The organism is Companilactobacillus versmoldensis DSM 14857 = KCTC 3814, from assembly GCF_001434295.1.
GTDB classification, from domain to species: domain Bacteria; phylum Bacillota; class Bacilli; order Lactobacillales; family Lactobacillaceae; genus Companilactobacillus; species Companilactobacillus versmoldensis.
Genome location: NZ_AZFA01000003.1, coordinates 1 through 22018, shown reverse-complemented (window position 1 = coordinate 22018; position 22018 = coordinate 1). Strand labels below are relative to the sequence as shown.

Here is a 22018-nt window from a genome sequence, read left to right as displayed (position 1 = left end):
GAGTGATCCCATGAAGAAAGTTATTTTTGTTTGTTTAGGCAATATTTGTCGGTCCCCAATGGCTGAAATGATGTTCGATGACTTGCTGCAAAAAAATAATTTGCAATCAGAATTTTCTGTTTCATCTATGGCAACTGCCAATTATGAAATTGGGAATTCTCCACATCCAGGTGCCATTGCTGAACTTAAGAAACATTCAATACCTTTGGTTGCTCATCAGGCTCAACAAATTACTGCTGATGATATAGCAGCCGCTGATATTGTTATTGGAATGGACGACCAGAATATTATTGATCTTAAAAATATTGCTCCAGCAGGAATGTCCGAAAAAATCAAACAAGCTTATGATATTACTGGTTCGAGTCGAGCAATTAAAAATCCATGGTACGATCATCGATTTGATCGAACATTTTCAGAATTATCGGAAGTCCTACCTCTTTGGTTGAAAGACCTACAATAATCGAAAAAGTTGAAATCCTTTTTCAGGTATTTTAATATCTGCAACTTAAATAGAAAGAAGTCCTTCAATTGACATTTCAATTAGATATTGCAACAGTCGTTATTCGTTTGATCCTGGCAACTGTGATTTCAGGTGTGATTGGTTATAATCGAGCTCAGAAACATCGTCCCGCAGGTATCAGAACTCATATTCTTGTTTGTCTAGGTGCTTGTATCATTGCATTGATCCAAAAAGAAATTGGTTTCAACGCTTTAGAAATAGCTCGTCAATATCCACAATATAAGGGTATCGTTCGTGCTGATGATGCTCGTTTGATTGCTCAAGTAGTTAGTGGAATTGGTTTCTTAGGTGCCGGAACGATCATTGTTGAACATCATTCGATCAAAGGCCTAACGACTGCCGCCAGTCTTTGGGTAGTTGCATGTTTAGGTTTAGCAGTCGGAATGGGTAACTATGTCATCGCGATTGCTAGTTTTATTGTCGTTTATGGTGTGATTGCATTTTTGAAGAGATTTGTCCGCGTCAGTCCAGTTCGTAATTTAGAAATACAATACTTACACAAAAGCGATTTTAAACAGTTTATTCAAGAATATTTCAAAGAAAAAGACATTGTCGTTAACAATGTCAGCTATAAAGCTAATAAGACCGATGATGGTTATTTATACACGAGTGTTTATGAGGTCAAGTTGCCACATAAATTAACTTATGTTAACGTCGTTGAGGATTTAGCCGGGAATGACAATATTACTAAAGTCAATGCAGTCACACCTGGATAAATTGGGGTGGTGTCATAGATAAATTTTTGATACAGTTAGTAATTGTTGAAACTGCCACAATAAATAACGATTAGGGGATTTTATGGTACTTACGGTTTTATTTGGGGAATTATTGGCGATTTTGATCATTGTCGCATTGATTCAAATTATCAAGATTAGATGGGTTCATTACGCAATGTACATCCTGATTTTGGCCAGTCTTGCTCCAGTGATTTTTTATGCAATAAATCCAGTTCAATTTCAATTTACCGGTTCTTTTCCATTTGTTGAAAAGGTCGATACAGTCAAAGCTGATTTAGATGATCGCAAACCTCAGGTTTCAGTGGAGGATTTTAAACAAAATCAATCTGATTATGATTATGTGACTTATACTGAACTGTCACAAAATAATTCTCTTTATCGTGGTCACTTGATCGATCAATGGGGAAAAGTCAAAAAAGTAATTGCCAATGACAAAGTTGGTCGTCAAATAATTATGGATCTAAACGAATCTAATCAATCTGATCTAGTAGTCGTTGATTACCATTTAAGCGATCTTGCCAAGGGAATTACCAATATTAAGGAAAATGACCGTATCAAAGTATATGGTGAGGGGCACTCACTAGATAAGACAGGTCATTATCCTGTAATTGATGCACATTTTATTGAATATGAATAAAAACTTCTAAACTCAAAGAGTCTAGAAGTTTTTTTGATTTCTAATAGCTATGTTTTTTGATCCAATAAAGGATCTCTTCATAAATTTCCCATTTACGGGAAGGCTCGTTTAAAATTTCATGCATCAAATGTGGATAAATGTGAATTTCTTTATCCTTTGTGGCAAATTTTTGATATATCTCTAATGAGTCTGCAACTGGGATAATGCCGTCATCAGCACCATGCAATAATAAAATAGGATCGACAACTTTATCTAAATTTTGTTTTAATTCAGATGTACTATCACGTAAAGTGTTCATCAAACCAACGGTGTATTCTTTTAAATTCATCGGATCGCTATTATATTTTTTGATGACTCTTGGATCGGTGTTGACTCCATTGGCTAGGTCATTTTTGATATATGATTCTGGATCGCCATCAACTTTAGGACCGAAAGAAATAGACAGTGGGTCGGTTGCAATGATGCCGTCGACGATGCCAGGATATTTCGTGGCCACCTTTAGAACTGTATGTCCACCCATGCTGTGTCCTAATAAGAATGTTGGAAGATTAGGGAATTGTGACTTGGCAATGTCAATGACGATTTTGCAGTCGTCTGGAAGTTCATCTGTATTAGTTAGATCGCCTCGTTTGCCCTCTGATTTACCGTGTCCTCTTTGATCATATCGAAAGACGTTCATATGATGGGATAAAAAGAAGTTAGCCAAGGTGTCATATCTGCCTGAATGCTCAGCTAAACCATGAACGATAACGATGTTAGCATATGGAAAATCAGTTAGATCTGTATGTTGATATAAATTCAAACCTTTAGTTGATGATTCGATCATTTCTTCAAAATGTCTGCTTAAGTTTCTGTCCACAAAATCCATAAATAGTTTCCCCCTTGAAATCGATTTCAACTTAATGTTACTACAAAATTTGGGCAAAACAAAACACCATTCAAACGTTGAATGGTGTTTCGGAAAACTATCAAAAGGGTTTTGTTTAGAACTAACGATAATCATACTACAGATACATCACAATTCAGGCAGGTTGTAAATATAACTGAGTAGAAGAAGTTACTTATTTTCTTTTGAATCATCTGTTTTTTTAGAAGATTTCTTATCTGCAGAATCGACACGTTCTACATTTTTTTTAACATCATCGGGAAGTGAGGCAAATTTATCAAACAAACTTCCAAAATCATTTTCACGTTTCACTGTTAAGCCCATCGGTATCAGCCCCTTTCAGGTATGGCTTAATTCTTATTTAAATCCATTATAGAACGTTTGGAGGAAAATCTCAATTCCTTGCAACTTAAAAATATAAGCTTAAAATAATATAGGCATAATTAGTTTATTTATGAAGAAACGAGGTTAGAAATTGGCAACAGAATACTTAGAACATAAATTAAGTTTGTTACCGCCTAGACCAGGCTGTTATTTGATGAAAGATATCAATTCTAAAATCATTTATGTTGGTAAAGCAAAAAACCTCAAGAATCGTGTTAGATCATATTTTAAAAGTTCTCACGAGGGGAAAACTGCTAAATTAGTTTCTGAGATCCGTGATTTTGAAACAATTATCACATCTAACGACAAGGAAGCTTTTTTACTAGAAATCACCTTGATCCAAAAACATCAGCCTTATTACAATATTAGACTTAAGAAGGGGACAGGCTATCCTTATATCAAAATAACCAATGAGCGAGATCCCAAGATGGAGATCACTGGACAGATCAGAAAAGATGGAGCGTACTATTTTGGCCCATATCCAAACGTTTATGCCGCTTCAGGTACACTTAACTTTCTTCAGAAAGTTTATCCACTCAGACGCTGTCAGGGACATTTGGGACGTCCATGTTTGTACTATCATATGGGTCAATGTCTTGGGGCTTGTTTCAAAGAGGTCCCGCAGGAAAAATATGACCGTCAGATTGAAAAAATCAAACGTTTTTTGGGTGGGAACGTTGGCGAAGTAAAAGCCAGTTTGAAGAATAAAATGGTAACTGCCGCTAAAAACCGGCAATATGAACGTGCTGCCGAATTACGTGACCAAATTCAATATATTGAAGCTACTGTTGAAAAGCAGAAAATCATTTCCAACGATAGCACCCCACGTGATATTTTTAATTATTACGTTGAAAAAGGGTGGATCTCGACCCAAGTTTTCTTCATTCGCCAAGCTCGTTTGATGAAACGTGAGAAACGAGTTTTTGCTTGTGTCAATTCACCAGAAGAAGAGTTGTCGACCTTTATCCTGCAATTTTATAATCGCCGTAATCAGGTCATGCCTAGAGAAATCCTGGTTCCTGACAATATAGATAAAGATACTTTATCAGATGTCCTGAAAGTGCCATTTAGAACTCCACAAAGAGGCCAGAAGAAAGCTTTGATGGACATGGCAGCTGAAAATTCCAAGTTAGTCTTGCAGGAAAAATTTCGTTTAATGGAATTGGATAATCGTCAAACCTATGGTGCTCAGGAGCAGATTTTCAAGGCGCTCAATTTGCCATATGGACACGTCATCGAATCATTTGACCACTCGCATATTCAAGGCACCAATCCAGTTTCAGCCATGGTCGTTTTCCAAGATGGCCGTCCCGAAAAAAGTATGTATCGTAAATATAAGATCAAATATGAATTAGAAGATCATTCCGGTGCTGATGAAGCCGCCAACACGCGTGAAGTTATCTATCGTCGCTATTCACGTTTGCTCAAAGAGGAGAAACCTTTACCTGATTTGATTTTAATGGATGGTGGGATCATCGAGTTGCGAGCAGTTATGGATGTGTTGCAAAATGAGCTCGGTATCAACATCCCGGTCGCAGGAATGGTCAAGGACAATCACCACAATACTTCGCATTTGATTTTTGGTGAAGAAGGTACAGCCGTCACTTTAGACCAAAAGAGCCAAGGATTTTATTTGCTACAAAGGATCCAAGATGAGGTCCATCGTTTTGCAATCACTTTTCAACGCAAGACCAGAAGTAAGAATGCTTTATCCTCACAGCTTGATAGCATTCAAGGCGTAGGTCCTAAGACACGGACTAAACTGCTCAAAAAGTATGGTTCAGTCAGAAAAATCAAAGAAGCTCCGATCGAAGATATCATTGATTTGGGAATACCACAAACGACTGCTCAGACGATCAAGATCACCTTATCGAGTATTGAAACTCATAAAAAATATAAAAAGATGTAAAAAATAACCCTATCTCATTGAGATAGGGTTATTAATTTATCATAAATTCTATTTAGTAGTTTCAACTTTTTTAGCAGGTTTCCATAAACCGTAAATTACACCAGCAATGATCGCACCGATCACCACTGCGAGTAAATACAAGGCAGGATTAGATGCTAATGGAGTAACAAAGATACCACCGTGAGGTGCAGGGACATTAACCTGCCATAGCTGTGTCAAGCCACCACCAATAACGGATCCGATCACACTAGAAACGATAACATGAAGTGGATCACTGGCAGCAAATGGGATGGCACCCTCGGTAATGAAGGAGATACCTAGAACGTAGTTAGAAAGACCAGCTTGTCTTTCTTGTTCAGTAAATTTGTTCTTCCAGAAAGTAGTTGCAATAGCAATTGCTAGAGGTGGGATCATACCACCGACCATAACAGCAGCCATTAAAGCACCGTCACCAGTTGCGGTATAAGTACCGATGGCGAATGTATAAGCAGCCTTGTTGAAAGGACCACCCATATCAACTGACATCATTCCACCAAGTAGAGCGCCAAGAATGACGGCATTACCGGTACCCATCGACTCAAGGAAACTTGTGATCGCGTGGTTAACAATCGCAAAGACAGGATCGATGGCAAAGTACATAACTGCACCAGTAGCTAATAGACCAAGTACAGGGTAAAGCAAGATTGGTTTTAGACCATCAAGAGATTTTGGTAAGCCCTTGAGTAATTTCTTCAAACCAACGACGATCCAACCAGCGATAAAACCAGCTAGTAGACCACCGATAAATCCGGCCGGACTCTTGGAAGAAATAATGGAAGCACTGGCTTGAGAAGCCATGTAACCACCAACAAAACCAGGTAGTAAGGCGGGGCGATCACCAATCGATTCAGCAATATAAGCTGCCAAAATTGGGATCAAGAATTCAAAAGCATAATTACCAATGCCATGGAAAAAGACGAACCATTGTGAATGACTTCCTACTGATGGCTCGAGTAGGAATGAGATGGCCATTAAGATACCACCACCGACAACGAATGGTAACATGTTCGAGATACCGTTCATTAAGTCAGCATATATTTTTGACCAAAGAGATTTCTTTTCTGAACTTTCTTCTTCTTCAGAACTTGCGCCACCTTGTGAATGGAAAATAGGGGCTTTTTGTTCAACGGCTAGATTGATCAGTTCATCAGACTTGTTGATACCATCAGTAACAGGGCGGTTGACCAAGTGCTTGCCATCGAATCTAGGCATGTCGACTTTCTTGTCGGCTGCGATGATAACACCATCAGCACGGTCGATATCGGCAGCTGTCAGTTTATGTTTAACGCCTTCAGAACCATTAGTTTCAACTTTGATGTCGATACCTAATTTTTCAGCGTGTTCCTTTAAAGCGGCTTCAGCCATATATGTATGGGCGATACCTGTAGGACAAGCTGTAACAGCAACAACGTATGGCTTTTTCTTAGAATCATTGGCTTTTTCAGCAGCCTCTTTAGCAGCAGCTTCTTGAGCTTTTTCTTTTTCTTCATCAGCCTTATCTTTTGCTTCCTTTGCAGCCATGGCATCACTGAAAAGTTTTTGAACTTCATCAGCAGTTGTGGCTTTCTTCAAGTTGGCCACTAGATCAGGGTTGATCAAAAGTGATGAGAGGGCGGCTAAAGCTTGCAAGTGCAAGTTATCAGCCCCATCTGGAGCAGCAATCATGAAGAAGAGGTAAGTAGGTTGACCATCAAGTGATTCGTAGTCGATACCGGCTTTACTCTTAGCAAAAAGTACTGTGGCACGTTGAACAGCCTTGTCACGCGCGTGTGGCATAGCGATCCCGTCACCGATACCAGTACTAGTTTGTGCTTCACGTTTTAAAATATCTGATTTATATAATTCTTTATCATCGATCACGCCGATCTCATAGTACTTAGAGACCATCTCGTCGATGGCTTCAGCTTTAGTGGTAGCCTTGAGATCCATGATCATGGCGTCTTTAAGAAGTAGTTCCTTAAGGTCCATTGTTTTTCCTCCTAGCTCAATTTTGTAATATTGATACTTTGATAAACTTCATCAATTTTTTCTTTGACAGCGATGTCTTGGCTAAAAGCAGTAGCAGAGCCACAGGCAGCACCTTGATGGAAACTTTCGATTGGGTCTTCAGTCTTCATGAATGTACCCACGAAGCCAGCAATCATTGAATCACCAGCTCCAACAGAATTAACGACCGTACCTTTAGGAGCATTGGCCTTGTAGGCATGATCCTTAGTGACTAACAAAGCGCCATCGCCAGCCATGGAAACGAGTACATGTTTAGCACCTTGTTCCAAAAGTTTTCTGGCGTGGTCAATGATATCTTGCTCTGTATCTAAATCAGTCTTGAATAAATCTGCTAATTCGTGATTATTCGGTTTAACGACTAATGGATGTAGAGGCAAAGTGTCAAGTAAGGCCTGACCTGTAGTATCGATCACGAAGTCAGCACCATTTTTCTGGATCATCTTGGCGATATCTAAGTAAAAAGAAGTTTCAACTTTTTGAGGTAAACTTCCAGACATTACTACGACGTCACCTTGACCAATTTTTTTCATTTGATCAAAGAACTTTTGCTTTTCTGTGTCGGTGATCACTGGACCGCCGCCGTTGATCTCAGTTTCTTGTTTTTGCTCAGTGGCATTGATCTTGACGTTGATCCGGGTATCGTCAGCAACCTGAGTAAAGTCAGTTTGCAAATGATGTTTTTTTAGCAATTGTTCAAAAGATGAACCGGTTGCTCCCCCCACAAATCCAAGAGCAGTTGAATCTAGTTGTAACTCGTTTAAAATGCGAGAAACATTGATCCCTTTTCCACCTGGGAGTTTGACATCATTGTTTGTCCGATTGATCTCGCCAGGGACAAGCTCTTTGAGTCGTAATACATAATCGATCGATGGATTAGCTGTGATAGTATAGATCAATTATTTAACCTCCATAACTTTAGTATGTGTTTTGAGTAACTCAAGTGATTTGACTGGTAATTCATTAGTGATCAAAGTCGCCTCATCTAAGTTTGCAAAACGTGTGAAACTGACCTGTTCTAATTTAGAACCGTCTGCCAAAATGTAACTTTCGTTGGAATTGGACAAAGCAATTTTCTTAGTATCAGCTTCTTCAGGGTCAGGAGTCGTATATCCAGCCTTGACTGAAAAGCCATTGGTTCCTAAGAATGCCTTATCGAAATGAAAGGCAGTTAATGTTTTGGTCGTCGTGGAGCCGACTAAAGCTTTGGTGCTTGCTTTTAATTTTCCGCCAGGGACAAAAGTCTCGATTTGATAGTCAGCTAAAATGGATGCATTGACAACACTATTAGTTACTACCAATAGGTCAGTTGCTTTAGATAAATAAGGAATAATTGCTTGAACAGAAGTTCCAGCATCCAAGAAGATGACCTCGTTATTTTGAACTAAGTCGCCAGCATATCTGGCAATACTATCTTTTTCATCAGTATTGGTAGATATTTTTTGCGAAAGAGCAGGCTCGTCATGATATGACAAAATGTTTTGTGCTCCACCATAAATACGTTGGAGTTTGTGACACTCTTCTAAGTCCTGCAGATCACGCCTAAGAGTCGATTCGGAAGCACCAGTCAAAGGAATCAGATCTTGTAGTTTTACGATATTGTGAAGTTGTAGTTGCTTCAGGATGATTTGATGCCTTTCCTCGGTAAGCACTTTCAATCACCTCCTCGAAATATAATACAGCAAATTCATTCAAAATCAATCATAATCTTCCAAATTCTTTCAAAAAAATTCAAAGTCATTCATTTGCGATAAAAATAAGTGGACAGTCTTTTAGGTTTTGAAGTATGATGAAGACTGTTTTTGTGCTAAAATTTAAAAATGATAATCAAATTAATAGGATATAGGAAGAAAGGAGGGCTTAAATGTTTGTAGATAATGTAAAAATCACTGTCAGATCCGGAAAAGGTGGCGACGGTTCAGTTGCGTTCAGACATGAAAAGTATGTCCCTCTAGGTGGACCAGCTGGAGGCGACGGTGGTCGCGGAGGCGACGTCATCTTAAAGGCTGATGAAGGTATGAATACCTTGATGGATTTTCGTTACAAACGTATTTTTAAGGCTTCAGCTGGACAGAATGGCCAGATCAAGTCAATGTACGGAAGAAAAGCTGACCCCATTTATATTGTTGTGCCTACTGGTACTTCAGTATATGACGAAGATAGTGGTCAATTGGTCGGTGATCTGGTCGATAATGAACAAGAATTAGTAGTAGCAAAAGGTGGTAAAGGTGGACGTGGAAATATTCACTTTGCCAACTCAAAAAATCGAGCTCCAGAAATTGCTGAAAACGGAGAACCTGGTCAAGAAAAACATATTCGCTTAGAACTTAGATTGATTGCTGATGTTGGATTGGTCGGTTTCCCATCTGTTGGTAAATCAACTCTCTTATCGGTAGCAACTTCAGCAAAACCTAAGATAGCGGCTTATCATTTCACGACCTTGAACCCTAATTTAGGGATGGTTCAATTAGATAACGGGAATGATTTCGTGATCGCTGATTTGCCTGGTTTGATCGAAGGCGCTTCAAATGGTGTTGGACTCGGGATTCAATTCTTACGTCATGTCGAAAGAACTCGGGTCATCTTACACTTAGTAGATATGGATCCAAATAATGGACGTGATCCTTATGAAGACTATCTAGCCATCCGTAAGGAATTGGGTACTTATGATGAAAATATCTTGAGTCGTCCAGAAGTGATCGTACCAACTAAATTGGATATTGAAGGTTCACAAGAAAGATTAGATGAATTTAAGCAGAAACTACCAGAAGATGCTGATATTTTTGCTATTTCAAGTATTCAACATACTGGTGTTAAACAATTGTTGAACCATACAAGTGAGGTCCTTGCACATGCTGAACCAATTCACTTCAATGTTGTTAATGACGAAACTGTTGAATACAACTATCAACCAAAAGCAGATAAATTTAAGATCATTCGCACTGGCGAGCATCACTTTGAAGTTACCGGCGATGAGGTTGAAAGATTACTTACGATGAGTAACTTGGATCATCAAGATGGTATCATGCGCTTTGCTCGAAAACTAAAGGGTATGGGTATTGAAGAAGGATTGATCAAGGCCGGTGCTGAAACCGGCGATTCAGTTACAATTCTTGATTTCACATTCGAGTTTATTTAGTAATTAGGGGTAGTTAATATTATGAATAAGTCACCAAAAAGAAGATTCATTGGCGGATTTGACGGATTGCGTACACTTGGTGTGATCGGCGTAATTATGTACCATTTGAACCCAAACGTCTTTTCTGGTGGGTACCTAGGTGTGCCCATCTTTTTCTTGATATCGGGTTATTTAATTACAGATCATTTCTATAATACAGTCGATGCAGGAAATAAATTTTCGCTAGGAAATTTTTATGTTAAAAGAGTACGTAGGCTTTATCCAGGGCTATTGTTTGTACTCCTAGCTTCAGGTGCATATATTGTTTTATTTTTGAAAAATTTACTCTACCACTTTGACCAGATATTTTTGACTAATGTCTTAAATGTCTATAATTGGTGGCAAATTTTTAACGGTCAATCATATTTTGAACGATTTGCTAATAACGAATCGCCATTCACCCATTTATGGACAATGTCGATTGAAGGTCAATTTTATATTTTTTGGCCATTATTATTATTGCTCTTCGCCAAGATGGGTCTAAAGAAGAGCCGCGTATTTTGGTTTACGATCATCATCTCAATCATTTCGGCAATCTGGATGGCAGTACTTTACCAACCAGGAGTTGATCCTAGTCGGGTCTACTATGGAACTGATACGAGACTGTATTCGTTACTATTAGGTTGTGGCCTAGCCTTGATCTGGCCAGCTGAGAAACTGAAAGTCGGGGTCATGAAGAGCGATAAAGTGATTCTCAACATAGTAGGATTACTTTCGTTTGCTTTGATGATTTTCATGATTTTGACGGTCAAGGATTCTTCACCATTCTTATATCGTGGTGGAATGTTTATATTCTCAGTCGTTACATGTATTTTTATTGCCGTTGTAGCTCATCCAGGAGCATTCTGGGATAGGATATTGTCCAATAAAGTGTTCCATTATATTGGTGCAAGAAGTTATGGATTATATTTGTATCAATTTCCAGTGATGATCTTCTTTGAGTCTAAGTTCAGGAACATTGCTGATCATCCAGTGTTATATCCAGTCATTGAAGTTATTTTGATTCTGTTGATAACTGAGTTTTCGTACCGTTTCGTTGAAAAGCCATTATCGAAAGCTCACTGGAGTGATGTTAAGAACTTCTTTAAATCATCTAAAGCTATTAGCCGTGTCTTGGCATTGGTAATTGCTATTATTTGTGTTACTGGTGGATATGGGGTTGTAAAAGCAACGTCAGCTCCTAAACCTGATGCAAATAACAGTAAATTAGCTCAAACTATTAAGAAAAATACTAAGAATAGCAGTGCTAAACGTCAAAAAGCTATTGAGAACTTGAAAAAGAATAAGAATAAAGGTTCTGATGGTTCTGAATTAACGGCAGCTCAAATGGCTAAATATAAGAAATTAGCTAAGTCTCATCCAGTTAATAAAGAATTTGAGAAGTATGGTCTAACACAGGTCGAGCTACAAAGGCTGAAGGATCTTCAACTTACTGGTGTTGGTGATTCCGTCATGGCCGATGGGTTGAACAACTTTAACAAGTTGTTCGACGACAACAAAGTTGTGATCGATGCTGCTGTTAGTCGTCAGTTATCAGCCAGTGTTGATATTTTACAGGGCTATAAAGACAAAGGAGTATTAGCACCTAACGTCTTAGTCGGTCTTGGTACTAATGGACCATTCAATGAACAACAACTTGATCAAGTAATGAAATTAGTTGGACCTAAGCGTCACGTCTTCTGGATCAATGTCTTTGTTCCGTCGCGTCCTTGGGAAAAACCAGTTAATGATTTATTAGCTAAATCGCAAAAGAAGTATAAGAATCTTTCTGTTATTGATTGGAACGGCTATTCGAAAGGCCATCCTGATTGGTTCTATGATGACCAAGTTCATCCAAACCCAGATGGTTCTATGTATTATTCATCATATGTAGCCAAACAAATATTGAAAGACTTAGATAAAAAATAGATAGGATTTTTGTATGGAATTACAATTTTTAGGAACTGGTGCTGGTGTACCTTCAAAAGGTCGCAATGTTTCCAGTACTGCATTGAAATTATTAGATGAACGCAATGAGGTTTGGTTATTTGATGTTGGAGAAGCAACACAACACCAGATTTTAGAGACGAATATTCGCCCTCGAAAAATTGCCAAGATCTTTATTTCACACTTGCATGGCGATCATATTTTTGGATTGCCAGGTTTATTATCAAGTCGTGCGAATCAAGGTGGCAATTCGCCACTTGAATTGTATGGACCAGTCGGTTTAAAAAAATTCGTTGAAACTTCATTAGGTGTGACTGGAACGAAACTTGGTTATCGGATCAAATACATTGAACTGAAAACTGGTGGAGAAATTTTTAATGACAGTACTTTTTCAGTCTATGCGGGTAAATTGGAACATCGAATTGCCTCGTATGGATATCGGGTAGTCGAAAAACCTCGAACTGGTGAATTATTAGTTGATAAATTAAAACAATTCAATATTCCAAATGGACCAATTTATGGTAAGTTGAAAGCAGGGCAAGTTGTCACATTGCCAGATGGGACCGATTTAGATGGGAAAGATTTTATCGGACCGGATAAAGCTGGAAAGATCGTTTCGATTATCTCAGATACTCGTTACACTCCAGAAATCGACCATTTAGTGGATCATGCAGATGTTGTAGTTCATGAATCGACCTTTTCTGAAGAAGATAAAAAATTGGCTTATAGTTATTTTCATTCGACAGCATCTCAGGCTGCACGAGTAGCCAAGAAATGTCATGTAAAAGGTTTGCTATTGACGCACATATCTGCAAGGTATACTGGAAAGTCAGCCTTGTTATTACAAAATGAAGCACGAAAGATTTTTAATAATACCCGGGTAGTAAAAGATTTTGATATCTATCCAGTTCCATTCAACTAATTGAAAAGAGGGATGGTCATGGTTAATTTATTGGATCAAACAGTTTTAGTCACAGGAGCATCTTCAGGAATTGGTAAAGATGTAGCATTAAATGCGGCTGAGGCGGGGGCTAATTTGATTTTAGTTGCTCGAAATTCTGAGAAATTGGCAAAAGTTAAAGAACAATGTATTTCATTAGGAAGTGAATATTCCAATCATTTTTATTTGTCGATCGATATGAGTGATCCGGAAGCAATTGAAAAAGGTGCCGAAACTATTTTTAGCAATTTTGGTCAAGTCGACGTTTTAGTCAATGCGGCTGGTTTTGGAGATTTCAATAATTATTTAGAAACTGATTTTGACACAATTGAAAAAATGTTTCGCGTGAACGTGTTAGGGCTTATGTTACTGACACGGTTAGTTGCAAGTCATATGATTGAAAATGGTCATGGACATATTTTTAATGTCGGTTCAATGGCCGGTAAGATCACAACACCTAAATCGGCTGCTTATTCAGCTACAAAAGCAGCAGTAATTAGCTTTTCTGATGGATTGCGATTGGAATTGAAGCCATTAAATATTTTTGTTACAACAATTAATCCTGGCCCCGTTGCAACTAATTTCTTCAATATTGCCGATAAGAGTGGCAATTATCTTAAATCAGTTTCGAATTTTGTGATTCAACCTGATCAATTGGCTAAAGAAATCGTCAAAACTTTCAACCGTAAAAAGCGGGAGATCAATCGTCCCAGGATCATGGAATTTGCCAGTGTCCTTTACAAAATGGCACCAAGTGTGGGAGACTACATAGCAGGGACTTTTGGAAATCGAAAATAGGGGATTTTAATTATGAATAATAAGAAGAGACAATGGAGATTTGTGATTGGATTAATCATCGTATTGGTCGTTGTTATCTTTGCAATTTTAAATATCGATCCTGTCACAGTAAATTTTGGATTCACTAAAGTAAAATTACCATTGATTCTTTTGATCATTGTTACTTTACTGTTAGGAGCATTAGTGACTGTACTATTGGCCAATAATACTAATTCCAAGAAAAAAGATGACCAAAAGTTATCCCGGTCAGCTAAGAAGGAATTATCGAACGTTAAAATCTCAGATGATAATCAAATAGCTGATGCACTCAAGGATAATCAAACAAAAAGTAAACAAAATTAGATTTTTGCTTGCCGTAACGTTTTTATGCTAGTATTATATTAAACGTTAGATTTGATTAAGTAATATAAAGATAAAGGAGTTTTTACATATGGCAGTACCAGCAAGAAAGACAAGTAAACAAAAGAAACGTTCAAGACGTGGACATATCAAGTTGAGTGTTCCTAACATGCAATTTGATGTAACTACTGGTGAATATCGTTTAAGTCATCATGTTTCACCATCAGGTATGTACAAAGGTAACAAAGTTATCGATGACAAAAATGATGCACAAGCTTAATTAAACAGGTCAAGTCGTTGCGGCTTGGCTTTTTTTGTATGAATGGGGAATGACTATGAAAAAAAAGAAGTACTTTCTGATTTTATTTATTCCACTTTTCTTCATGTTTTTAAGTGGCTGTTCTAACTTAGGAATCCATACTACCAAAGATAATTATGATGCGACTGGTTTAGTCGCTGTCATTAAGGGAAAAACTACTAAGGCCGATAAACTTACCTATACGTTAAACGGTAAGACAAAGAAAGTTAAGCTACATAACAAGCATTTTGCTTTTTCAGTTCCAGTTTCAGCCCAAAACCAAACTGTCCGTCTGACAGTAAGTAATGGCAAGGAAAAACAAAGTCAAAGTGTGACAGTTAATAAGATAGCTGAAATAGCTGACTATACAGCCTTTGCTCAAGAATATAATTACTATTCATTGCTAGATGGTGTCCAAAGTGATCAATTACCATTGATTGCCAAGGATGGAATTTTAAAATATAAGCGGAATAACGGTACTCAGATGTATCTCAATGTTCAAGGTTCGAACTTAATGGGAGTGGCTATGAAGGGCTCACTGTCAGACAGGAACCGGAAAGCTAATTTAACGAAGTTCAAGGCTAGTTTGTCGTTGATTGCCCAGTTATCCGGTGCAAATCAAAAAGCCGTTATAAAGCATTTTAATAAGCAATTGAAGCATTTGAACGAAAGCAGTAAAACCACCATTAAACCATATCAGTCTCATAATATTGAATTTAATATGGATCTTGCTGATGATGCGTTTTATGTCTATGTCACCAAGTAAATCATTCAAAAGTTATGATGATATACAAAAAGTCGCAGATTCACTTAAGTGAGTCTGCGACTTTTGTATTTGAAAAATAAAAAAAGACCACCTTAGGCGTTCTTTTTATCATCTTTATCTCTGAAAATAAATGGAATGATACTGAAAATAACGGCAAAAACTATGCTTACGATCAAAGTTAATTGGAAATTATATGTTTGTTGGTTAAGTGCACCACCAATAAATCCTGCAACTTGTCCTAATACGATTGCCCAAAAGAAAACTGCAACATATCTCATCTTTTTCCATCTCGCTTTCTTACGTAGTTTAACATAAATTAAGTTTTTCACCAATAATGTTTCTAATAGATTTGTTATAATTTTAACTGAAGGGGGCTTGAAATTGCAAACACAATTACAAATTATGAGCAGTTACAGTTTATTGCAAAGTCCCATAAGATTGACAGAGTTGGTCGATGTTGCCCAGGAAATGGGCTACAAATCGTTGGCTTTGACAGATGTCAATAATTTATATGGTTCAATTGATTTTTATAAATACTGTAATGAGAAGGGGATCAAGCCAATTATTGGTTTGACGATTGAAACGCAAGGATTAGTTGATCAAAATGTTTATCCATTAATACTCTTAGCCAAAACTACTGCAGGATATCATCACTTGTTAAAAATTTCTTCAATGATCATGTCCCAAGACTCAACTCAGTTGACTGATCTTTTCGACTGGTTATCGGGGCTCTTTATTATCACCCCAGCTACGGGGGCAGAAGTTTTAAAGATCGATGATTATCAACAATATTTGAGTTTGTTGAAACAAAATTGCGACCCAGAGTCAGTTTATTTAGGTGTCGGTCTGTTTGCTGATCAAATAAATAATGTCCGACGAGTCAGAAAGATTTCAGCTGAGACAAATACACCACTGGTAGCATTGCATGATGTTCGTTATATCAAATCTGATGATGTTTTGCCATATCAGATCATGAATAATATTCGGACCGGTGACAAAATCGAAAATATTAATCAGCTGTCTGAAAATGGTGAAAAATATTTACGCACACCAGAAAATATTTCTGCTGAATATGATAATGTCGATCTCCAACAGCCACTTCAAAATGCTGATGAGATCGCGGAGCAATGCAACATTTTGATCGAATTCAAGTCGACTGAGTTACCCGAATTTCACACCCCACAAGGTGTTACCTCGGAACAATTTTTAAAAGGCTTAGCGACTAAAGGGTTGTCAAAACGATTTCATGGACAGGTTGAGGCTAAATATCAGCAGCGATTGAATTATGAACTTGGGGTCATACAAGAAATGGGCTTTTCAGACTACTTTTTGATTGTTTGGGATGTGATCAAGCACGCCCATGAAGTAGGGATAAAAACTGGCCCTGGTCGTGGATCTGCAGCTGGTTCGTTAGTTTCATATACTTTGGGCATCACTCAAGTCGATCCGATCAAATATGATTTACTTTTTGAAAGGTTTTTAAATCCACAAAGAGTTAATATGCCTGATATCGATCTTGATCTACCGGACGACCGTCGGGACGAGATGGTCCAGTATATGCATGATAAATACGGTTCGGATCATATGGCTCAGATCATTACCTTCGGGACACTTGCAGCTAAAATGGCATTGCGAGACATTGCTCGAACTTTTGGTCAAACACAATTTCAAATGTCGCAATGGTCGAATGCGATTCCACACGCGCAGAATGGTCAAAATGTGACTTTGAAAGCTGCGTTCGATGATTCAACTAAATTGAGAGAATTGGCAAATGAGTCAGCTGAGAACAAACTGATATTTAAGGCCGCTCAACGTCTTGAGGGCCTACCGCGGCATTATTCTACCCATGCCGCTGGTATCGTCCTCAGTCAGAAGAATATGACTGATATCGTGGCTGTTCAACTGGAATCAGATGGTATCAATTTGACCCAGCAAACCAAAAACAATGTCGAAGGTTTAGGACTTTTGAAGATGGACTTTTTGGGGCTACGAAACTTGACTATTTTGGATAAGGCAATCCAAATGATCAGTCAGCAGACCGGTCAAGTCTTTAAACCAGAGTCGATCCCACTTGATGATCAGGAAACTCTTCAGTTATTTCAACGTAGTGACACAGACGGGGTGTTTCAATTTGAATCAGAAGGTATCAAGAGCGTCTTGCGACAATTGAAGCCAACTAGTTTTAACGACATTGTTGCTACTAACGCTCTGTATCGTCCAGGTCCAATGCAAAACATTTCAACTTTTATTGCTCGTAAGCATGGTCAAGAAAAGGTTGAATACCCTGATGAGTCTTTGGTCAAAATTTTGAAGCCAACATACGGTATTTTGGTCTATCAGGAACAGGTCATGCAGGCCTCGTCAGAAATGGCAGGTTTCTCTTTGGCTGATGCCGATCTTTTAAGACGGGCAATCAGTAAGAAAAATGAAAAATTAATGACTGCAAATCATAAAAAGTTTGTTGATGGAGCAGTCCAACTTGGTCATCAACAACAAGCAGCAGAAAATGTTTATAACTATATTGAAACGTTTGGTAATTATGGTTTTAATAAATCCCATTCAGTTGCCTATTCAATGATTGCCTTTTGGCTGGCGTATATTAAAGTTCATTATCCAACTGTGTTCTTCACTTGCTTGATGAATTCAAATTTGAATAATGAAGCCAAAATTGCTAACTATATCCAAGCGGCTAAAGACCGTGGTATTAAGATTGAGAATGTTGATCTCAATCAGAGTGACTATGATTTTCAGATTCATGGTCAGGCAATTAGGTTTGGTTTTTTAAGTATCAAAGGGATGAGACGTGATTTTGCTCAGGCAATAGTTAATGAACGAGTTCAGAGTGGTAAATTCACTAGTGCCTTGAACTTTTTACAACGGATCGATGTTCGCTTTGTTAAAAATGATTATCTTGAGCCTTTGATTTTGATCGGAGCATTTGATGAATTTAATCGTAACCGTAAAGAAACACTTTATGATATGCGCGATTTGATTGAAAGCATCCAGTTGGCTGGAAATAATATTTCCTTGTTTGACGCCTTAGAACCCAAGAAGCATCAAATGGATGATTACTCCTTGAGTGAAAAATTGAATCAAGAAAAGCAATTTCTGGGTATCTATGTTTCAGGTCATCCAGTCGAAAAATATCGTCAAAGATTAACGAAAATCGACACCGTTAAGATAAATCATTTGAATCGATTCAAACAAAATAGTATTTATATGGTGGGCCTAGTTAAAAACATGCGAGTGATCCGGACCAAGAAGGGTCAGCAGATGGCTTTTGCCACTTTCGAAGATGAAACTGGATCGATCTCGGTAACAATTTTTCCTAGACTTTATCAAAAAATTGCTGATCAAGCCCTTGAGGGTAAAATTTGGGTCGTTAGCGGGACTCCGAATGACGGACTTCGTGGCGATTTGGAAGTTATTGCTGATCGAATCGTTGACCCTCATCAATTCATGATTCAGTTGCCAAAAATCGTTTTATATTTAAGAGTTAAAAAATCATTGGATGATCAAAATGATTTGAATCGACTTTATCAATTGATAGAAACTTCACCAGGAAAAACTCCTGTGATAATTTATCGTGAGACTGAAAAACAAGCCGTTTTATTAAAATCTAATTGCTGGATTAATTTTAATGAGGAAATTAAGCAAAAATTGATTAGCTTTTTGGGTGATAGGAACGTTTTCCTTAAAAAAGGTAACTAATTTATGATTAAAACGTTTTCAGCTCTACACTGAATGTGAAAAAAATGTTATATTTTACTAGGTTTTGTTTTAGAAACAAATAAATTTGGAGTGTGAATAAATGAAGCGTATTGGTATATTGACCAGTGGTGGAGATGCCCCTGGTATGAACGCTGCTATCAGAGCAGTCACACGTCGAGCCCTTGACAAGGGTCTTGAAGTGTTTGGTATCAATTATGGATATGCTGGATTGGTTGCTGGTGATATTTTTCCACTAACAGCTTCTGATGTATCAGACCGCATTCAACGTGGTGGGACTTTCTTGTATTCAGCAAGATATCCCGAATTCGCCAAAGAAGAAGGTCAATTAAAAGGTATCGAACAACTTAAAAAGTTTGGTATTGATGCACTTGTTGTCATCGGTGGTGATGGCTCATATCATGGTGCATTACGCTTAACTGAACATGGATATAATGCTGTTGGTCTTCCAGGTACGATCGATAACGATATTCCATACACTGATTTTACAATTGGTTTTGATACAGCTGTTTCAACAGTTATTGAATCAATTGATAAGATTAGAGATACAGCCACTTCCCATGAAAGAACTTTCGTTATTGAAGTTATGGGTCGTGGTGCTGGTGATATCGCTCTTTGGGCTGGTGTTGCCGGTGGTGCCGAAGAAATCGTTGTTCCTGAACGTGACTTCGACATCGGTGAAATCGCTGATCGGATCAAACGTGGTCGTGAAAAAGGCAAAAAACATATGCTCGTTGTTTTAGCCGAAGGTGTTATGCATGCTGATGAGTTTATGGATAAGCTTAACAAGTATGGTGATTTCCAAGCACGTGCTACTGTATTAGGTCACGTTCAACGTGGTGGCTCACCAACTGCTAGAGATCGTGTTCTGGCAAGCAAAATGGGCGCCTATGCTGTCGACTTACTTGAAGACGGCAAAGGTGGAGTTGCAATTGGTATGGAAGACAACAAGTTGACATACCATAACATGCTTGATTTGTTTGATGGCAAGCACAAACCTGATCTTGACTTGTATGATTTGAATAAATCATTGAGTAGATAGTTTCATTTAATTTGTTAATGTTGTAAATTAAAGACAACAAAATTTTGAAAAGAGGATTCTAATGAAAAGAACAAAAATCGTAAGTACACTCGGACCTGCTAGTAATGATGTTGAAACAATTACAAAATTGATCGAAGCTGGCGCAAATATTTTCCGTTTCAACTTCTCACACGGTGACCATGAAGAACATTTGTCACGTATGAAGATGGTTCACGAAGCAGAAAAGATCACTGGCAAGACAGTTGGTATCGTTCTTGATACAAAGGGTGCTGAAATCCGTACAACACCTCAAGAAGGTAACAAGTTTGAAGCTAAGATCGGTGATGTTATCCGTATTTCAATGGATGACTCATTAACTGGTAACCCAGAAAAGATTGCTGTTACTTACCCTGGTCTTTACGATGATACTCATGTTGGTGGACATGTCTTGATCGATGATGGTCTTGTTGACTTGAAGATCACAGAAAAAGATGACGAACACCGCGAATTAGTTACAGAAGTTCAAAACGAAGGTATGATCGGTTCAAGAAAGGGTGTTAATGCACCTGGTGTTGAAATCCGTCTTCCTGGTATCACAGAAAAAGATGCCTCAGATATTCGTTTTGGTTGTGACAACGGTATTAACTTCATTTCTGCATCATTCGTTCGTAAAGCTCAAGATGTTTTGGATATTCGTGAAATCCTTGAAGAAAAACACTGCGAATATGTACAAATCTTCCCTAAGATCGAATCACAAGAAGGTATCGACAATATTGATTCAATCTTACAAGTTTCTGATGGTTTAATGGTTGCTCGTGGTGACATGGGTGTTGAAATTCCATTTGAAAATGTTCCATTCGTTCAAAAATCATTAATCAAGAAGTGTAACGCTCTTGGTAAACCAGTTATCACTGCTACACAAATGCTTGATTCAATGCAAGAAAACCCACGTCCTACACGTGCCGAAGTTACTGATGTTGCTAACTCTGTTCTTGATGGTACAGATGCAACTATGCTTTCTGGTGAAAGTGCTAATGGTGATTACCCTGTAGAATCTGTTGCTGCTATGGCTAACATCGACGAACGTACAGAAAAGCAACTCGATACAAATAACGAACTTGCTATCCAACGTTTCGAAGATTACAAGGGTTCAAACGTTACAGAATCTATCGGTGAAGCCGTTGTTAGAACTGCCGAAGAATTAAACATCAATACAATCGTTGCTGCTACTAAATCTGGTTATACAGCACGTATGATTTCTAAATATCGTCCAAGTGCTGATATTTTGGCAATCACATTTGATGAAAAAACACAACGTGGTTTAACAGTTAACTGGGGTGTTGATCCTATCGTTACTGAAAGACCAGAAAATACTGATGAAATGTTCGACTTAGCTGCTAAAAAAGCTCAAGAACGTGGCTTTGCTAAAGAAGGAGATTTGATTTTGATCGTTGCTGGTGTTCCAGTTGGTGAAACTGGTGCTACAAACGTAATGAAGGTTCAATTGATCGGTTCAAAGCTTGTTAAAGGCCAAGGTGTTGGTGAAGAATCAGTAGTTGGTAAGACCGTTGTTGCTCACTCAGCTAAGGAAGCTAACGAAAAGGTCAACGAAGGGGACATCTTAGTTACAGAAATGACTGACAAAGATTACCTTCCAGCTCTTGAAAAAGCTTCAGCCGTAGTTGTTGAAAACGGTGGTTTGACATCACACGCCGCTGTTGTTGGAATTGCTATGGGATTACCTGTAGTTGTTGGTGCTAAAGATGCCACTTCAGCAATCAAAGATGGTGAAACTGTCACAGTTGATTCAAGACGTGGTGTTGTTTACAAAGGTGCTTCACGTTCACTATAATTTGAATGCTTAATTCAATAAATAAATAATTAATATAAATGGCTCTAAGTCAAAT

At 38.0% G+C, this 22018-nt stretch carries 20 protein-coding genes; 14 read left to right on the top strand and 6 right to left on the bottom strand.

The features are described 5' to 3' along the window. Nucleotides 1–10: 10 nt before the first annotated feature. From FC27_RS02480 to FC27_RS02470, 3 genes are all read left to right on the top strand, one after another. On the top strand, nt 11–460 hold the full coding sequence (locus FC27_RS02480) for a low molecular weight protein-tyrosine-phosphatase (protein ID WP_010623770.1): 450 nt from the start codon (nt 11–13) through the stop codon (nt 458–460). Between the two features lie 68 nt (nt 461–528). After that, nucleotides 529–1236: an MgtC/SapB family protein gene (locus FC27_RS02475; RefSeq protein WP_010623769.1), complete on the top strand. Its 708-nt coding sequence runs from the start codon at nt 529–531 to the stop codon at nt 1234–1236. Between the two features lie 82 nt (nt 1237–1318). Beyond that, complete coding sequence (locus tag FC27_RS02470) at nt 1319–1894, top strand: hypothetical protein (RefSeq protein ID WP_010623768.1); 576 nt, start codon at nt 1319–1321, stop codon at nt 1892–1894. A gap of 40 nt (nt 1895–1934) precedes the next feature. On the opposite strand, the gene FC27_RS02465 is transcribed toward FC27_RS02470, so the two are convergent. Both FC27_RS02465 and FC27_RS11740 read right to left on the bottom strand, forming a co-directional pair. Beyond that, nucleotides 1935–2762, bottom strand: a complete 828-nt coding sequence (locus FC27_RS02465; protein WP_010623767.1) for an alpha/beta hydrolase — start codon at nt 2760–2762, stop codon at nt 1935–1937. 189 nt (nt 2763–2951) lie between these two features. Beyond that, entirely contained in the window at nt 2952–3104 is a 153-nt protein-coding gene (locus tag FC27_RS11740; protein ID WP_153381861.1) for an SPJ_0845 family protein, read from the bottom strand. 151 nt (nt 3105–3255) lie between these two features. Between FC27_RS11740 and uvrC the strand changes: the two genes are divergently transcribed. Continuing rightward, nucleotides 3256–5073, top strand: a complete 1818-nt coding sequence (gene uvrC / locus FC27_RS02460; RefSeq protein ID WP_010623766.1) for an excinuclease ABC subunit UvrC — start codon at nt 3256–3258, stop codon at nt 5071–5073. 48 nt (nt 5074–5121) lie between these two features. Here uvrC and FC27_RS02455 read toward each other — a convergent pair whose 3' ends face one another. From FC27_RS02455 to FC27_RS02445, 3 genes are read right to left on the bottom strand one after another with little or no spacing between them, the layout of a single operon-like run. Then, a complete protein-coding gene (locus tag FC27_RS02455; RefSeq protein ID WP_010623765.1) occupies nt 5122–7080 on the bottom strand; it encodes a PTS fructose transporter subunit IIABC in 1959 nt (652 codons plus the stop codon). Nucleotides 7081–7091: 11 nt separating this feature from the next. Next, nucleotides 7092–8015, bottom strand: coding sequence for a 1-phosphofructokinase (gene pfkB / locus FC27_RS02450; RefSeq protein WP_010623764.1), 924 nt, complete (start codon nt 8013–8015; stop codon nt 7092–7094). Continuing rightward, complete coding sequence (locus tag FC27_RS02445; RefSeq protein WP_010623763.1) at nt 8016–8768, bottom strand: DeoR/GlpR family DNA-binding transcription regulator; 753 nt, start codon at nt 8766–8768, stop codon at nt 8016–8018. It abuts the gene before it with no gap. A gap of 212 nt (nt 8769–8980) precedes the next feature. Here FC27_RS02445 and obgE point away from each other — a divergent pair, with 212 nt between their 5' ends. The 7 genes from obgE to FC27_RS02410 all read left to right on the top strand — a co-directional run bounded on the left by obgE (nt 8981) and on the right by FC27_RS02410 (nt 15361). After that, nucleotides 8981–10255 carry a GTPase ObgE gene (gene obgE, locus FC27_RS02440; RefSeq protein ID WP_010623762.1) on the top strand — a complete coding sequence of 425 codons (1275 nt, stop codon included), beginning with the start codon at nt 8981–8983 and terminating at the stop codon, nt 10253–10255. A 21-nt stretch (nt 10256–10276) separates the two neighbouring features. Further along, entirely contained in the window at nt 10277–12202 is a 1926-nt protein-coding gene (locus FC27_RS02435) for an acyltransferase family protein (protein WP_010623761.1), read from the top strand. 13 nt (nt 12203–12215) lie between these two features. Continuing rightward, the gene (rnz, locus tag FC27_RS02430; RefSeq protein ID WP_010623760.1) at nt 12216–13142 is read left to right on the top strand and encodes a ribonuclease Z; all 927 of its coding nucleotides are present in this window, start codon (nt 12216–12218) and stop codon (nt 13140–13142) included. 18 nt (nt 13143–13160) lie between these two features. Next, entirely contained in the window at nt 13161–13958 is a 798-nt protein-coding gene (locus FC27_RS02425) for an SDR family NAD(P)-dependent oxidoreductase (RefSeq protein ID WP_010623759.1), read from the top strand. Nucleotides 13959–13970: 12 nt separating this feature from the next. Further along, nucleotides 13971–14300 carry a lipopolysaccharide assembly protein LapA domain-containing protein gene (locus tag FC27_RS02420; protein WP_010623758.1) on the top strand — a complete coding sequence of 110 codons (330 nt, stop codon included), beginning with the start codon at nt 13971–13973 and terminating at the stop codon, nt 14298–14300. An 88-nt stretch (nt 14301–14388) separates the two neighbouring features. Then, nucleotides 14389–14577, top strand: coding sequence for a 50S ribosomal protein L32 (rpmF, locus tag FC27_RS02415; protein ID WP_010623757.1), 189 nt, complete (start codon nt 14389–14391; stop codon nt 14575–14577). A 55-nt stretch (nt 14578–14632) separates the two neighbouring features. Continuing rightward, nucleotides 14633–15361 carry a hypothetical protein gene (locus FC27_RS02410; protein ID WP_010623756.1) on the top strand — a complete coding sequence of 243 codons (729 nt, stop codon included), beginning with the start codon at nt 14633–14635 and terminating at the stop codon, nt 15359–15361. 92 nt (nt 15362–15453) lie between these two features. Here FC27_RS02410 and FC27_RS02405 read toward each other — a convergent pair whose 3' ends face one another. Next, nucleotides 15454–15639 carry a YjzD family protein gene (locus FC27_RS02405; RefSeq protein ID WP_010623755.1) on the bottom strand — a complete coding sequence of 62 codons (186 nt, stop codon included), beginning with the start codon at nt 15637–15639 and terminating at the stop codon, nt 15454–15456. Nucleotides 15640–15742: 103 nt separating this feature from the next. Between FC27_RS02405 and dnaE the strand changes: the two genes are divergently transcribed. From dnaE to pyk, 3 genes are all read left to right on the top strand, one after another. Continuing rightward, nucleotides 15743–19072 carry a DNA polymerase III subunit alpha gene (gene dnaE, locus FC27_RS02400; protein WP_010623754.1) on the top strand — a complete coding sequence of 1110 codons (3330 nt, stop codon included), beginning with the start codon at nt 15743–15745 and terminating at the stop codon, nt 19070–19072. Between the two features lie 100 nt (nt 19073–19172). Next, nucleotides 19173–20132 carry a 6-phosphofructokinase gene (gene pfkA / locus FC27_RS02395; RefSeq protein ID WP_010623753.1) on the top strand — a complete coding sequence of 320 codons (960 nt, stop codon included), beginning with the start codon at nt 19173–19175 and terminating at the stop codon, nt 20130–20132. A gap of 61 nt (nt 20133–20193) precedes the next feature. Continuing rightward, nucleotides 20194–21963, top strand: coding sequence for a pyruvate kinase (gene pyk, locus FC27_RS02390; protein WP_010623752.1), 1770 nt, complete (start codon nt 20194–20196; stop codon nt 21961–21963). Nucleotides 21964–22018 lie beyond the last annotated feature (55 nt).